The sequence below is a fragment of the Ktedonobacteraceae bacterium genome (assembly GCA_035653615.1).
GTDB lineage: Bacteria > Chloroflexota > Ktedonobacteria > Ktedonobacterales > Ktedonobacteraceae > DASRBN01.
Genome location: DASRBN010000035.1, coordinates 80719 through 94450, shown reverse-complemented (window position 1 = coordinate 94450; position 13732 = coordinate 80719). Strand labels below are relative to the sequence as shown.

Genomic DNA, 13732 nt, shown 5'->3' with positions numbered 1-13732 from the left:
TGCTGAAAAATCTCATCCCTCATGGTTTCGCTTAAAATTGGGGTCTGTCACCACGAGAAAGTTATCGCTGCCATGCGGATTGCTCACATATCCATCGGCCTGGCTATCATTCATCCATTCTCCATCACGGCGGTAGCGAAATTCATACCGGCGGCCCACTTCCAGGTCAACCGTAATCGTCCAGTTTCCTTCGCGGTCGAGTCGAAAAGGATGCGATGTCTGGTTCCATCCGTTGAAATCACCCACAAGGTAAATGGTATCAGCCCAGGTACTCTCCGGCAGAGTAAATGTGACTCGTGCAATGGGACCTCGCTCTGTTTCAATAAATGACTTGTGAATCATAGGCTATTCTTCCACTATGTTATTTTTAGCTCAGCGGGCGCAAGATTGCCCGCGCAGGTGCGCCATCACTACCAACAATCTTTATTGGCAGGCAGATCAGTTCAACCAGCCCTGGTTGTACGTTTGCAAGGTTCAGTCCCTCGATAATCCAGATGCCCGCTCCCAGCAGCGCATGATGGGTCGCAGCCCCATCCTTGAAGAATCCCCCGACCGAGAGGTAATCGACCCCGACCGCCTGTACCTTTTGTTCCGCCAGGTACTGCGCCGCCTCAGCAGAAATATACACGAAATCCTTGACAAAATCATCCGTTTGCCAGCACCTCGATGAATTGCGCGTCTTCAACAGGATACGTTCACCAGCCTGTATCTGATGTGGTCGCAATTCACCGGATTTGATCGACTCCGGGTCGGCAATCTCAATCACCCGCGCCTGGCCAATAACGGCCGTTAAAGGCATGGTATCAATACCTTTCCCACCGGGAAAGAAATGGACCGGTGCATCCATATGTGTCCCGGTATGCACCCCCATTGAAATCTTCGAAACATTCGCGGCATCACCTCGGCTCATATCCAGCGCGCGTTCAATCAAAACAGGCGGATTATCCGGCCAGTGAACCATACCGCTGTGCAGCGGCACCGAAACATCAATCCAATCTCCTGCCATTCTTTTCGCTCCTTCGCAACCTGTAAGGGTCACCTATGCTGCAATTATATGCGGAATCCTACCATAGGTAGACAAGAGGTGGACAGAATGGCTATTCCAGAAGACATATCCCTATCGGTATTGTTCCTGTAGCAGTTCAATTTTGATACGGGGGAACAAGAGGATTAACGTGGATAGTTTTCGCAACTAAATCAAGGAATGCGTCGTTTTCCTGCAGAAACCCCTGGCTTGTCGTTAAGATTAAACACCCTGTTGCTTGCACATCCATTTCCTCGCTCGTATTTGTATCCTGGATAAATTTTAAATGGTAAACGATGCCAGAATCTTCCGGGCAGTTTCGCTTACCGTTGCTCACGGCAGGCAAATTGTAAGCAGCTTGATAGAGTTGTTGCACAGACTGTTTATCTGTAATCGTGATGTTCAATGGGGGGAGAGGTCGGAGAGGCGATGAACGTGTGACATCAAGCGTTGTAGGGGTGATTTTTGTCGAACCACATGAGCTTGTGATACTGAGTAGTATCAGGCAGAAAAGCGCGAAGAAAGCTCTTTTGCTAAATGTGTGTGAATATGTCTTTTATAAGTCCTCATCTTTCACTCCTTTGAGGATATATGTTTTGGATTTTTAGATTATAGCGCCTTCCTATTATAGTGACCCAGATTGTCAGGCTCACCCGCACTTTGCGTGAAAGATGAGCCTAGAAGAGACTTCTTTTTTTCAGAGCTGCTTCTGGAACTCCCCAAATCTTTGCTCATTCCTCTTCTTGCAGACCTTCTCACGGAAAGTGAGGGAGAGCCGCAGAATCCTGGGATTTACACCAGAGCGAATCCGAGCACACGCAGCGACCGTGGCAGGCGGAGCGTCCGTTGGGCGTGGGGAAGGGCGAGCAAAGGAACCCTCTCGGCGAAGATTTTGCGCCGACAAGTCGCTTTGGGACAAAAGAAGCGGCGGACTTCCACATGCAGATGAAGCGCTCGTTCGCCACTGGGAAGGTCGTGTAAATGTCGCGTGTACCGACTTTGCACCCGTTTGGCCTCAGTCCCGCAACAGGGACAGGGAGCGGCGGGGGAAGTGGCTCGCAGCGTCACCGTGATCTCGTCGGCCATATGGATCTGCTCGACCATCCCATCAGAAAACTCGGGAAAAATTACCAGAGAAGATTCTCATTGGGAAAAATGGGTTCGCTAGGAAGGAGAGATTATGTCCTTTCATTATACCACATTTAGGATCAGCGAGGTTGCGTAAGAGAAAATGCGTCAACACCTTGTTTTTGGTCCCAGAGGTGGGTATACTGTCAATCCCACAATGAAACTGGTGAAGGAGTACCATTATTCTGGTAGCTTTGAGCTTTCTTCCTTTTCCGCTCTTCTCGCTTGAGAGGCTAAACGAGCTCTCTTTCTTCCCCAAAGAGCGTGGCTCCATTGGTCAGGATCATTGTACCGCTGCCACCAGTTTCATCGTGGGATTGACCATCGGGTTGCTGGAACATCTTGCTGATGCGAACATCCGTGCCTACATGACAAACGAGTCACCCGAGTCCGACCGACTCAGTCGCTGACTCATTTGGCGCAAGCTCTCAGTCGCTTCACTCCTGAGGTGGTCCTGGCCGGGGCTGGTCTACCGGCGGCGGAAGGCCGCACTGAGCGCTGTTGTGCCGATGTTCCACATGTTGTCGGCGATGTTGATCGTGACTCCAGGGGGAACGATCTGGTCGATGCGGTCCAGCACGTCGCTCGACAGGTCGATCCTGGAGGCCTCGAGGTAGGTGTCCAGGTGTTCCATGGTGCGCGGGCCGATGATCGCGGAGGTAACCGCAGGATGGCGGGTGACGAATGCGACTGCCATCTGGATGAGGGTTATCCCGGCCTCGTCGGCGAGAGCGCCGAGGGCGTCGGCGGCGGCGAACTTGGCGGCATTGGCTGGGCTGGTGGAGTCATAAACGCCGGAGCGCTGGGCGCGAGCAGCGGAACCCGGCCCGCTGACCTGCTGGCCCTTGCGGTATTTGCCCGACAGCCAACCCCCGGCCAGCGGGCTGTAGGTCAACACGCCCATTCCGTGGCGCAGGCAGGTCGGCAGCACATCGTATTCGATCGCACGGGTCAGCAGAGAGTAGGGGGGCTGCTCGGTACGAAACCGTTCGTGGCCGCGGCGTTCAGCGGTCCACTGAGCTTCAACGATCTGAGAGGCGGGAACCTTCGACGCGCCGAAGGAGCGGATCTTGCCAGCATGGACGAGATCAGATAGGGCGCCGAGGGTCTCGTCGATATCGGTGGTGGGATCAGGAACACCCACCTGGTAGAGGTCGATCCAGTCGGTCTGCAGCCGACGCAGCGAGCCCTCGATCGCCTCTGTGATCCACCGCCGCGACGCTCCGCGATGGTTGGGGTCCTCATCGAAAGGAACGCCGAACTTGACGGCGAGTACCACGTTCTCCCGCCGTCCGCCAGAGAGCGCCTTGCCTACGATCTCTTCCGACTCGCCGGCAGAGTAGCCATCAGCGGTGTCGATGAAGTTGATCCCGTTGTCAAGCGCTTTGTGGATGATGCGGATCGACTCGTCATGATCGGGGTTGCCGAAGGCGCCGAACATCATCGCGCCGAGGCACAGGTGGCTGACATTGTCATCCTGAATAATGTGTTCTGCCTGATCGATACGCCGAACATCATCGCGCCGAGGCACAGGTGGCTGACCGTGATGCCGGTGCGGCCGAGGGTGCGGTATTGCATGATTGTCTTCCTCCATGATATACTGACAAAACGGAGCAATGCTCCGATACCATTATACGGAACGCTGTTCCGTTTGTCAAGCTATGGTTTGAGGAAGGAAGCGATGACCACCAACGACGAGGGAGCAAGGCAACCAGCCCGCAAGATTCGGGCCGACGCGCAGCGCAACGAGCAGGCGTTGCTCGCCGCAGCCGCTGCTGTGTTCGTCACGTCCGGTGTCGAGGCGCCAGTGCGTGACATCGCGTCTGCTGCTGGCGTCGGAATGGGGACGATTTACCGCCACTTCCCGACACGAGCGGATCTCGTGGTGGCTGTGTACCGCCATCAGGTCGAAGCTTGCGCCGAGGCTGGTCCGGTCCTACTGGCCAATAGTGACTCGCCGCACGCGGCCCTCGGTCAGTGGGTCAACCTCTTCGTTGATTTCCTGGTCACGAAGCATGGACTTGCTGCGGTCCTGCAATCAGACAGCGCTAGCTTCGATGCGCTGCATGCCTACTTCCTTGACCGCCTCGTGCCCGTGTGCGCTCAGTTGCTCGCCGCCGCAGCAGAAGCCGGAGAGATCCGCGCCGATATTGACGCCTATGAACTGATGCGTGGCATCGGCAGCCTCTGCGTTGGCGGAGACCTCGACCCGCGCTACGACGCCCGCCGCATGGTCGAGTTGCTCATCGCGGGACTCCGGGGTAGCGCTCGACCTGATCCTTCTGATCCAGAGAAGAAGCACCAGCAGTACCTCGATACGGTTGGTCAACTTCATATACATTTGGGAATTCCGTGAGCGAACATGTTGATACATCGGTGAGTGAATCCTCCCGGAGACAAGAGAGCAGGTCATTCATTGATGTATCCTGATTCCACCCATAGAATTCCCAAATGGACATCGAGACAAATGAGGGTCAGAATCTGACGCAATATCCTCGCCAATTTATCCTTCTGGCGCATATCTCCCCGTTTTGGCGAATTTATGTGTCAAACGACAGCTGCCGCCAGCATTCATCATGACAGCTGAGTACGATGTGCTTCGTGGCGATGGCGAGGCGTATGCGAAGCGGCTTGAACAAGCGGGAGTGCCAGTAACGTATTCTATGCAACTAGGTCATGTCCATGTGTCTGCATCGATGACCAAAGTCATGGCGGCAGCGCGAGCGTGGAGGGATGAGGTCCTCATGGCCCTGCAGGGCGTGAATGAGCAGCGCGAAACAGCGCAGGCGGGAGAGCAGAAGTAAGCGCCGCCGCTTGTCGCACGGGAGATTCACCAGCTTGATCTTTACGACCTCACGGCCCTGCTAGTATGTACAACTCGTAGTAGCCAGACACTGATCACAGCTTCAGGAGGCGCTCCGCGTTGCCATGGGCGATCTGTTCTCGATCGGCGGGACTTACTGGAAGTTGGTCCAGGAAAGAGCGAGCCTGGGTCATGGAAGCGTAGGGATAATCGGCTGAGAACAGAATGCGGTTGACGCCTACCTCAAGCAACAGATTCAAAAAGGGCGGAAGAAAATTAAAGCCACTAAAGCTATAGTGGAGATTTTCACGGAGATAGGCTCCAATTGGGCGTTCCAGGGTTGTTATCTGTTGGGGCAACGTGAGTTCAAGCCTTGGCATCATAAACGGGAGCCCTTCACCCAGGTGACCAATGATCACTTGCAAGTCTGGATAGCGATCAAAAGCGCCGCTGAGTACAATGCGCAGCACGTGAAGAGCCGTTTCGATGTGCCAGCCCCAGGACGAGTTTGCCAGAGCGGACGCGATCACCGGGGAGAAATTACCGGTATAGGAGGAGGCCACCACTGCTTGTGGAGGTTGTGTTGGGTGGAGGTAGAGCGCCACCTGGAGAGCTTCGGCGCGTTCCAGAATCGGCCAGAAAAAAGGATCGTCCAGGTAACGCCCCCGGACGTGACCATTGATAACCGCTCCTTTGAAGCCATAGGTGTGCACAGTGCGTTCTAGCTCAGCAGCAGCAGCTTCCGGGACGGGAGTTGGCAGCGTCGCAAACCCGGCGAGACGGTCTGGATGGCGGCTGACCGCTTGCGCGAGGAAATCGTTGATCTCGCGGGCGCGCGTGATGGCCTCGGTGGCATCGAGCTGTTCTGTACCGGGAGCGGTATGAGAGAGGACCTGGACATCGATTCCGGCCGCATCCATATTGGCAATGCGGCGTTCGTCAAGATCGCAGAGCAGTTCAGGCACCCCGCGCATTCTTGTCTCAGGCCCCTGGGCCCGCTCTTTCAGAGAGCGCCCCGGGCCCTCTAGAAAGGCTGGAGTCGCGTAATGCTCTTCTACTGTGATGGTGCGCATCATCTTGGCTTGTTCTTGTCGAGGCATAAGCGTTTCCCTGCTTTCTTCACTGATAGGTTTGGGTCAGCATATCCAGACCCGAATATTGGACGCTCAGGAGCGGAGACGCTGACCCTTGCTTCGCCGACAGCAATGCGGGCATCCAGCAGGTGGCTCACTGCAGAAGCTGCGTCGCGGTCTCCGGGTGCTCAGGCCCCACGGACTCGGTCGATGATTGCATCTGCACCTGGCCGATCAATGGACACTCCGCGCCAGGCCACATGCTGATCAGGTCGCACAAGCAGCAGCGAAGCCTCGTAGAGCCTTTCGAGTGCCTGTCCGCGTAGCTCGACAACGGTCAGCGGCACACGACGGGCCGCAGCGGACGCGATAAATGGAGCCACATCGGCGTCATCACGGAGCCGCAGCAGCGAGAATCCATTGCCTAGCCGATCATAGAGGGAGGCTCCATCTGGTAGCCACAGGTGCGGCAGCCGCGCTCCCGGTCTGGCCGTCGGCACATACGCCTGGCCTTCAGGAAGAACAGGCGTCCCGTCATCCACAATCACCGGCGAGGCATCGTATTGGTAGCCCAGGACGAGTCCCAGGCTATGGAACTCGCGGTCTTTGGTGGCCCGGATCACTTGAGCGGCCGCGTGCCGCGCTTGCTCACCGACGAGACCCGGAGCGTCCAACTCAGGATTACCCAGTTCCGGGGCCAGCACACTCATATTCGCGACCGCCTCCCGAATGGTGCGCTCGGCGATGGGTCTCCGCTCCGCTTCATAACTAGCGAGCAGTCCATCTCCTCCCCAGCCGTCAATCACTGCCGCCAGCTTCCAGCCGATGTTCACCGAATCGCCGATGCCCGTATTAAAGCCGTGTCCTCCCCAGGGCGGATTGAGGTGCGCGGCGTCTCCAACCAGGAAGGCCCGACCGTTGCGATAGCGGTCCGCCAGCAACATGCGTGCCGTCCAGGGGTCGGTCCCCAGGACCTCAGCCTCGATCTCAGTACCGACAAGACCACGAATCAAGGCATGTGGATCGGACTGACCGACCTCGGCAGGGACGCCATTGGCGATGGCCCACCACACATCCTCCAGATCCATCCGGCCCAGTACCCCAGGGCAGGCCGGATTGAGGACCCAGTAGTGGACCGCCGGGCCATGAGGTTGCCGCTCGGCCAATCCCGGCGCGCGGAAGACGAGGCCAAAGTTCGGACGCTGGTCTGATGCACCCTCATAGTGTACTCCGATTGCCCTACGAACGATGCTGCGAGCTCCGTCACACCCCAGGACGTAGAATGCTCTGACCCGCCGCTGTTCGCCTTGCTCGCTCGCGATGGTCGCATGTACCTCGTCGTCATGCTGCTGAAGAGCGTGCAGCGACCAGCCCAGGCAAAGGTGACACGGCTCCAAATTGCTCACGGCCTCTCGCAACACCTCTTCGACCAGGGGCTGGGCGATCTGCTGCCCCGCCTCTGCGAACTCCTCGGTTCGCTCTCGTGAAAGACCGAGGCAGTTGCTGAAGCGCATCACCTCGTGGCCGAGCAGGGTCGTGCAGAAGACGATGTCCTGCGACCAGTCGACCTTGAGCGGCGCCGCCTCACGAATGCGCTGGGCCAGTCCCCATCTGCGAAAATGCTCCATTGTGCGCACACTGGTCGTCTTAGCACGGGGTCTGAGCCGCGAGACAGACAACCGCGGCTCCACGATCACGCACTGCACGCCTCGCTGCCCCAGCTCGACGGCTGCGCTGAGTCCAACAGGGCCTCCTCCAACGATGAGGACTTGCGTCTCCTGAGGAATATCTTGACTGCTGTCTCTGGTTTCTCTCGCCGTCATGGTACAACTCCTCACATCACATAGGCGCAAGTTTGAGCACCTTTTCGGCATTCCCATGCGCGATTTTTTCTCTGTCGGCTGGACTGACCGAGGCATTCTCCAGAAACGCTCTGGCTTGATTGCCCGCAATATAGGGATAATCGACGGAATACATGATGCGATCTGCCCCCATGATCTGGAGGGTGAGCAAGAACGGGGGAAGCGTAAACATCCCGCTGGGAGTTGCATACATCTGCTGGACGAAGTAGTCCGCGACAGGCCTTTGCAACTGTTTGGCGACCGGGGTTAAGATCTCATCAAAGCGAGCCAGGAAGAACGGGATCATTTCTTCCCAGTGACCGAGAATGAGTTGTAAGCTGGGATAGCGATCAAAGACGCCACCCAGAATCATGCGCTGCGCATGAATACGCGTGTCCAGATGCCATCCCCACCCGAATGTGGCAAAGCTTCCGCTGACAGCAGGATCAAATCCAGCATAGTACACATCCCACACGGCTCTGACCGGGATGGCAGGATGCAGATATACGGGAACATCGAGGGCAGCGGCTGTTTCGAGCATGGGACGAAACGAGGAATCATCGAGAAAACGACCATTGGTCTGCCCGGCGATCATCGCTCCTCTGAAACCCAGGGTGTTCACACATCGCTCTAATTCGGCGGCCTCCGGATCAGGCATCGGTAAGGTCGCCATGCCGACAAAACGGTCAGGGTGGGCAACAATGGCTGCCGCGAGTTGGTCATTGGCCTCTCGCGCGAGAGGAACGGCCTCCGCTGCTGGAACCATGGGTATTCCCGAGGAAGGATACGAAAGAACCTGGACATCGACGCCCATGGCATCCATAGCTTTCAAGCGACCAGCGCCCAGTTCTTCGAGTTGGGCTGTGGGTGGACTATACGACGCTAACTGAGCGGTATCTTGGGCCCCTGGAAGAAATTTCGCTACCACCTTCTTGATCGTCGCAAGCTCAAAGCGCTCTTCAAGGGCAATGATTTTCATCTTCTTTTTACTTGCCCTTTTCCGTGAGAACCATCAGCAACCCGCCGATCATGCTCAGATTTTTCAGAAACTGGGTCTCTTGATTCTGGCGCTGTGGTCCTGGCTCTTCCTTCCAAAAGGCATGTCCCACAATCGTGGTTGGAATCATGCTGCCGAGCAGAAGGGCCGCAGCGAGCCGAGGTGTGATGCCCAGGCCGAGCAGGAAACCAGCAACGATCATGACAGCAGCGTTGAGTACCACGGCCCGCTCTGGTTGTGGGATACCTGCCGCAGCAACCAACTTGGGCCGTCCACCGGGCTTACTAAAGGCCCCCCATCCGTTAATAATGTAGATACCCGAGAGAAGCAGGTGTGTGACGGTTCGTATCATAGTGGTGTTCCTTTCAACGGGATGCCATCCATCCCTTGCCTGATCAAATCAATGATCTCATTCGTGTGTATGTGAACTTCCTGTCTCCTGTACAGGTGGAGGTTCACGCAACGGCTTTGAAGCAAAGGTGTCAAACGCGCTACTGCGCTTAGGGAAATCGGTGGCCTCGAAGGCAAAGATCTCGTACTCAGCCAGCCCCTGCTGTTGGTAGGGATCGGTGGTCAGAACCTCACGCAGTTCCTGTTCACTGGTTGCTCGTGCCACGATGATGCCCCCGATGAGGGGTTCACGCCGTCCAGAGACCAGAAATCGCCCAGATTCGTAGTTCCGTTGTACCCACGCGCTGTGCGCTGCGAAGGAGCGGTTCACCTCCTCAAACGGCTTCTGGAAACGAGAGATGAGAACGAACATGTGCATACTGCCTCCATTCGAATTGAAGAGAACGCCATTGGCTTCGAAACCGCATGGATCATAACAACAGACACGCGCTTCCTGTTCACTTCCACAGCAAATGCTGCCCAAGGTCATGTGTAAGACCTGCAACATCCTCTGACGAGTAGACATGACGGGGAGGTGACTCAAAGGTGGCATACGGCTGCACACGCAGTTGGACACGTCGCTCAGCAAGTGCCAAGTGTCTTGTCTGCTCGCGTACCGACTCCGGCATAGGCTTTCCAGCCATCAAGCCGAGAATCCGCATCAACAAGTCTGTCACTTTTTCAAGGTCGGTATCGACGGTTGCATCAATCGTCGCCTCGCCATAGACTTGCAGATAGGTGAGCGGCCATTGCTCGTCGAGCACACAGAGAGAAACCTTTGGATTGCGTCGAATCGCTTTGGCCTTGCCTCGACCTTCCATTGTAGAGATGAGGATATCGTCGCCATCCATCAGGTAGTACACGACCGACATCGCCGGGCCATCATTTTTACGATTGAAGCCGTAAATGGCTGTTCGATGAGCATGAACAAACGCGATGCGTTGCTCTTGATTCATCCATCTTTCCTTTTTAGAGTTTTCCTGGAGGTGTTTTCCTCCGACATGTTTGTCCGCACGCGTGTCCCGTGTTTCACTCCTTTCAAAGGAGTGACACTCTATGGGCACCCTCCGCACGTCCCTACAACTACATGGGAGAGTGTGGATCGCCTAGCGGCACACGCAAATCCTGAGGACGAGAGGGCTGGAACTCACCGCTGTAGGCCCGCTCGTGCAGTTCGGCGAAGGAGGCTCCAGCCTGGCGTGCGGCCACCATCTGATCAGGATCGATGGGCATCCCAATGGGGTTGGCGGCGAATTGCGGCGAGGTACGTATCCATTCGCTGGACTCCCGCCAGCTCCCAAAATTGTCGGCTTGCAGTTCGACACTGTTGCCGTCGGGATCCACATAGTAGAAGGAGGTAGTCAGGCCATGATCGAGGCTGGCGTGTGGCACAATGCCTATGGCCTTCAGACGCGAGTAGGTGTCGAGCAGATCCCCCATCGACGGGTACTCGAAGGCGCTATGATGAAAGCCGTTGTGCATCAGCTTGTCAGGGTCATCGGTCAACACCGGTGAGACCAGTAACGCCAGGCGATGATTGGCCTCGTCATTGGTGAGCCAGGCCCCACCGGGAAACGTATAGTTTGATGTCATGCCCACCACGGTACCGTACCACGCAATCATCTCGTGAAGGCGTGATGTCTTCAGGTTGAAGTGGTGTAACGTGGGCCGAATAATGGTCGTGTCTTCAGATGCGTGTGACATTCCTTTTCTCCTCTCATGGTGTTCAGATGAGAGACACCCCTTCCATAGGACGCATCTCTCCAGATAGAATTCCCTCTTTTTTGTGCTACTTCTCTCGCTCTGCTCCTGCTTCCGTCCGCGTACCCACAACAGAATTGCGTAGCTGACCAATGCCTTCGATCTCGACTTCCACGACATCTCCATGCTGTAAAAAGAGGGGCGGCGTACGCTTGAATCCCACTCCTGATGGCGTCCCTGTCGCAATGATATCTCCAGGCTCCAGCGCCATGAGGGAGCTGAGAAACGAGATGATGGCCGCCACGGAAAAGATCATGCTGGCCGTGCTGGCGTGTTGTACCTCCTGTCCATTGACTCTAGTGGTCAACAGAAGCGCCCGGGGATCGGGAATAGCAGATGCCAGCACGATCCCAGGCCCCATCGGCGCGAAGGTGTCGAGTGCCTTGCCCGCTATGTACTGGCTCGTCTGCATTTGCAGGTCACGCGCGCTCACATCGTTCATGATGGTATAGCCAGCCACATACGAGAGGGCCTCCTGCTCAGAAACGTCTTTACAGCGCGTTCCGCTGATGACCGCTAATTCTCCTTCATAATCGATCTGACTGCTCACACGGGGTAAGAGGATCGGGCTGGTCGGACCGGTTAAGCTGTTACGGAATTTGGCGAAGAAGAGGGGTACAGATGTCTGTGCCAATCCAGCTTCACTGGCATGATCGGCATAATTGACGCCGATACAGATAATCTTATCGGGATCGGGTACCGGCGGTCCAAGTTCAACAGATGCCACCTGGAACACTCCTGATGTCTCAGAACCAGCAGCGAGTATCTCGCGGGCCTGTTTGAAGACGCTCTCTATGACCGCTGGTCCAGCCGCGAGCAGTTGTCTCGTCGTCACCTCATGGCTATTCCCATGCCAGAGGGGGACGACATCTGCCACAAGGCCCTTGTGTTCCACGCCTGCGCGCCAGGCTTCATCCGTACCAGCATGAGGCCGGTAACTCACCAGTTGCATGATGATATTCCTTTCTACATGCTCGCTCGATTTTGATGGTACAAGATGCACTCCTCGACAAAAGCGAGTATCTTCATGTAGAATGCGCGGGCCAGCGTATGCAACTCTGCCGAATGGCCCGCCATGCGCTGTATCCCCACATCGACAAAAGGCGCGGCAGTAAACATCGCGGCCACGTGGCTGAGTGCCTCCTGATCACCACGCCAAATGCCATCATATTCCGGAACAATGAACTGGACAGGAACTCGCACGGACGCCGCAACCTGTGGAAGACGTGCGCCCCATTTTTGTGCTTCTTTGAACTCTGGCATGGGACAAGGAACGTCCCGTTCTGGGTCCAACTTCGCCAGTTCCTCTGGATAGGACCACGGCGGTCCGTACATGACAGCAACTTTAATCGATTGATCCATCACCACGGTCGGTGCGTCATTCATCAACGTTGCAAATGCTGCACTTGTCCGAGTTTGATAAATAGCTCCCGAGCCAGTCATATTCAGGCCGAGCAGACGTTCATGCGGGTTTTCTGCCGCGAGCAGTAAGGCAATCATCCCCCCGATGGAATGCCCAATCACAAACATCCCTGCGGATTGCTGGCCATAGTCATCCCAAATCTCCGCAAGCGCCTGCCGCAAGATGGGAATCTGGCCATCGAACGAAAGGTGGTCCTGTGGAACAGAAGTAGCTGTCCCATACCCAGGTCGGTCAAGCGCCAGGATCGAATAGCCGAGTGAAGCGCACAACTCGAGTAACCGGGACGGAGCGGTATCAAAATATTTACTCGAGTAGGTTCCACCATGCAGTGCAACCAGAAGCGCGCCTGGCTGGCCATTGGTCGCTGGAAGGAAGCGTCCTGAAAGCTTCACGTTCCCAGCATCTACGCTGACAGAGCGACTTGCCATAGTTGTTCCTTTCTTCATGTTCCGCTCAACGATTGGCCTATCTCAGCAAGAACCGGGGATAAACCAATGCTTCGCATCTAGACAAAGCACGTTAAAATATGATATATTATGTATAATGTTTCATATATTTGTCAAGGGGAGAGAACAACAGGTATGAACGTGACGGCACATACGGGAAAGGGTAGCCAACCGACTATCCTCACAAAAATCACGATGCCGGAGCAGATTGCGACTGCTCTGCGTGAGGAAATCGTCACTGGGCAGCTTGCCGCAGGCACCCGGTTGCGCCAGAATGAGATCGCGCAACGCTTTGGGGTCAGTACGACTCCCGTCCGCGAGGCGTTTGGACTGCTGCAAAGTGACGGCCTGGTGCAAATTGACCCCCACCGGGGAGTCACCGTGTTCTTGCCAACCATTCAGGATCTCATCGAGCATTATGAAATTCGCATGGCACTGGAGATGCTGGCCGCCGAGAAAGCTGCCGAACACTTCCAGGCGCAGGATGCTCCTCCACTTATTGCCCTCCTCGATGAGATGCTCACCACCAGCAATGCCGTTCGCTATGTCGAGCTGAATCAACAGTTCCACTTGCGCTTGTATCGACTTGGGGGACGTTCGCGGCTAGTCACGATGATTGAAGAACTGCGCAATGCCTCGCTTGCCTACAACCATCTCTATGCCGCAGCCGATGTTCCCAGGGATGCAGAGCGCCTCGACGCGGAACACCGCGAGATTCTGGCTGCCTGCCAGACGAACGATCCGGTTCGTGCTGCCAATGCGGTGCGCCAGCATATGCAACAGACTATCGCTCATGTCACGAAACTGCTTGAACAGGGAGGGAAAGCGGAAGAGGCAAGATGATAG

Annotated in this window: 17 protein-coding genes; 4 read left to right on the top strand and 13 right to left on the bottom strand. The window is 56.0% G+C overall.

Annotated elements, in window-relative coordinates:
• Positions 1 to 12: 12 nt before the first annotated feature.
• Both VFA09_20090 and VFA09_20085 read right to left on the bottom strand, forming a co-directional pair.
• The gene (locus VFA09_20090) at positions 13 to 342 is read right to left on the bottom strand and encodes an isoamylase early set domain-containing protein (protein ID HZU69584.1); all 330 of its coding nucleotides are present in this window, start codon (positions 340 to 342) and stop codon (positions 13 to 15) included.
• Between the two features lie 25 nt (positions 343 to 367).
• Positions 368 to 1006 (bottom strand): cyclase family protein, encoded by a 639-nt coding sequence (locus VFA09_20085; protein HZU69583.1) that lies wholly within the window; start codon positions 1004 to 1006, stop codon positions 368 to 370.
• A gap of 1340 nt (positions 1007 to 2346) precedes the next feature.
• Here VFA09_20085 and VFA09_20080 point away from each other — a divergent pair.
• Positions 2347 to 2562, top strand: a complete 216-nt coding sequence (locus tag VFA09_20080; GenBank protein ID HZU69582.1) for a hypothetical protein — start codon at positions 2347 to 2349, stop codon at positions 2560 to 2562.
• A 59-nt stretch (positions 2563 to 2621) separates the two neighbouring features.
• Here VFA09_20080 and VFA09_20075 read toward each other — a convergent pair whose 3' ends face one another.
• On the bottom strand, positions 2622 to 3683 hold the full coding sequence (locus VFA09_20075) for an aldo/keto reductase (protein HZU69581.1): 1062 nt from the start codon (positions 3681 to 3683) through the stop codon (positions 2622 to 2624).
• A gap of 123 nt (positions 3684 to 3806) precedes the next feature.
• Positions 3807 to 4013: a hypothetical protein gene (locus tag VFA09_20070; GenBank protein ID HZU69580.1), complete on the bottom strand. Its 207-nt coding sequence runs from the start codon at positions 4011 to 4013 to the stop codon at positions 3807 to 3809.
• Between VFA09_20070 and VFA09_20065 the strand changes: the two genes are divergently transcribed.
• A complete protein-coding gene (locus tag VFA09_20065; protein HZU69579.1) occupies positions 3930 to 4508 on the top strand; it encodes a TetR/AcrR family transcriptional regulator in 579 nt (192 codons plus the stop codon). The two genes, VFA09_20070 and VFA09_20065, sit on opposite strands and share 84 nt — an antisense overlap.
• Positions 4509 to 4683: 175 nt before the next feature.
• Positions 4684 to 4956 carry an alpha/beta hydrolase fold domain-containing protein gene (locus VFA09_20060; GenBank protein ID HZU69578.1) on the top strand — a complete coding sequence of 91 codons (273 nt, stop codon included), beginning with the start codon at positions 4684 to 4686 and terminating at the stop codon, positions 4954 to 4956.
• 94 nt (positions 4957 to 5050) lie between these two features.
• Here the strand turns inward: VFA09_20060 and VFA09_20055 are convergent, their stop codons facing one another.
• The 9 genes from VFA09_20055 to VFA09_20015 all read right to left on the bottom strand — a co-directional run bounded on the left by VFA09_20055 (position 5051) and on the right by VFA09_20015 (position 12868).
• Entirely contained in the window at positions 5051 to 6055 is a 1005-nt protein-coding gene (locus VFA09_20055) for an amidohydrolase family protein (GenBank protein HZU69577.1), read from the bottom strand.
• 161 nt (positions 6056 to 6216) lie between these two features.
• On the bottom strand, positions 6217 to 7851 hold the full coding sequence (locus tag VFA09_20050; protein ID HZU69576.1) for an FAD-dependent monooxygenase: 1635 nt from the start codon (positions 7849 to 7851) through the stop codon (positions 6217 to 6219).
• A 16-nt stretch (positions 7852 to 7867) separates the two neighbouring features.
• Positions 7868 to 8848: an amidohydrolase family protein gene (locus tag VFA09_20045; GenBank protein ID HZU69575.1), complete on the bottom strand. Its 981-nt coding sequence runs from the start codon at positions 8846 to 8848 to the stop codon at positions 7868 to 7870.
• Positions 8849 to 8855: 7 nt separating this feature from the next.
• A complete protein-coding gene (locus VFA09_20040) occupies positions 8856 to 9218 on the bottom strand; it encodes a DoxX family protein (protein ID HZU69574.1) in 363 nt (120 codons plus the stop codon).
• Between the two features lie 57 nt (positions 9219 to 9275).
• On the bottom strand, positions 9276 to 9635 hold the full coding sequence (locus VFA09_20035) for a YciI family protein (GenBank protein ID HZU69573.1): 360 nt from the start codon (positions 9633 to 9635) through the stop codon (positions 9276 to 9278).
• Between the two features lie 79 nt (positions 9636 to 9714).
• Positions 9715 to 10212, bottom strand: a complete 498-nt coding sequence (locus tag VFA09_20030; GenBank protein HZU69572.1) for a pyridoxamine 5'-phosphate oxidase family protein — start codon at positions 10210 to 10212, stop codon at positions 9715 to 9717.
• A gap of 127 nt (positions 10213 to 10339) precedes the next feature.
• Positions 10340 to 10960, bottom strand: coding sequence for a VOC family protein (locus tag VFA09_20025; GenBank protein ID HZU69571.1), 621 nt, complete (start codon positions 10958 to 10960; stop codon positions 10340 to 10342).
• Positions 10961 to 11045: 85 nt separating this feature from the next.
• Complete coding sequence (locus tag VFA09_20020; GenBank protein ID HZU69570.1) at positions 11046 to 11969, bottom strand: fumarylacetoacetate hydrolase family protein; 924 nt, start codon at positions 11967 to 11969, stop codon at positions 11046 to 11048.
• Positions 11970 to 11983: 14 nt separating this feature from the next.
• On the bottom strand, positions 11984 to 12868 hold the full coding sequence (locus VFA09_20015; protein HZU69569.1) for an alpha/beta hydrolase: 885 nt from the start codon (positions 12866 to 12868) through the stop codon (positions 11984 to 11986).
• Between the two features lie 153 nt (positions 12869 to 13021).
• Between VFA09_20015 and VFA09_20010 the strand changes: the two genes are divergently transcribed.
• On the top strand, positions 13022 to 13729 hold the full coding sequence (locus tag VFA09_20010; GenBank protein ID HZU69568.1) for a GntR family transcriptional regulator: 708 nt from the start codon (positions 13022 to 13024) through the stop codon (positions 13727 to 13729).
• Positions 13730 to 13732 lie beyond the last annotated feature (3 nt).